The organism is Vibrio sp. 1727 (assembly GCF_033344415.1).
GTDB classification, from domain to species: Bacteria; Pseudomonadota; Gammaproteobacteria; order Enterobacterales; family Vibrionaceae; genus Vibrio; species Vibrio alginolyticus.
Map to the genome: position 1 here is coordinate 1 of NZ_JAWPOT010000160.1, position 842 is coordinate 842.

Sequence of the window (842 nt, forward strand, 5' to 3'; positions counted from 1 at the left end):
ATGGCTTTCTCGCGATGGCCGTGGGAATGACGTTAATTCTTTACGCGCTGCGCGAAGGGAACGTAGGTATGGTTGCACTGCTATCTTCAACCACGCCAATCATGTTGCTACCGCTGCTCTGGGTTTACACTAAACGCCGACCAAACCGATTTGCTTGGTTGGGCGCGGCTCTAGCGGTGATTGGTGCGGGGATTTTAGTTCAGTAATCTTACAAACCAGTCCTTATTACCAGACACAAAAAAGCCCGAGTTTATACTCGGGCTTTTGTCATTCTGAGTCGTCAGTTAATTACTTAACTAGCACATCACCAGACATTTCAGCAGGGATTTCTAGACCCGCTAGAGAAAGCATTGTTGGTGCATGGTCAGACAGTTTACCGCCTTCTTTGAACTCAACCGCTTTGTCACCTACATAGATTAGAGGCACTGGTAGGTTAGTGTGTGCAGTGTGAACGCCGCCAGTTTCAGGGTCGATCATCATTTCTGCGTTACCGTGGTCCGCAGTGATCAGTAGCTGACCGCCAACTTCTTTGATTGCTTCAACTACTTTGCCTACGCTTTCGTCTAGTGCTTCGATCGCTTTTTCAGCCGCTTCGTAAACACCAGTGTGACCAACCATATCTGCATTCGGGTAGTTACAGATGATTGTGTCGTACTTACCAGACTTGATAGCCGCAACCAATTTCTCAGTTAGCTCTGGAGAGCTCATTTCTGGTTGTAGGTCGTAAGTTGCTACTTTTGGAGAAGCAACCAATTGACGCTCTTCGCCTTCGAATTCGTTCTCAACACCACCGTTGAAGAAGAAAGTAACGTGCGCGTATTTCTCTGTTTCAGAGATACGTA

The 842-nt window shown here is 47.3% G+C and carries 2 protein-coding genes; one reads left to right on the top strand and one right to left on the bottom strand.

The features are described from left to right. On the top strand, positions 1–206 hold a 206-nt coding region (locus tag R8O10_RS24510), incomplete at its 5' end, for an EamA family transporter (RefSeq protein WP_318191857.1). A gap of 82 nt (positions 207–288) precedes the next feature. Here R8O10_RS24510 and R8O10_RS24515 read toward each other — a convergent pair. Next, a partial coding sequence (locus R8O10_RS24515) for an alkaline phosphatase family protein (RefSeq protein ID WP_318191858.1) occupies positions 289–842 on the bottom strand: 554 nt, incomplete at its 5' end.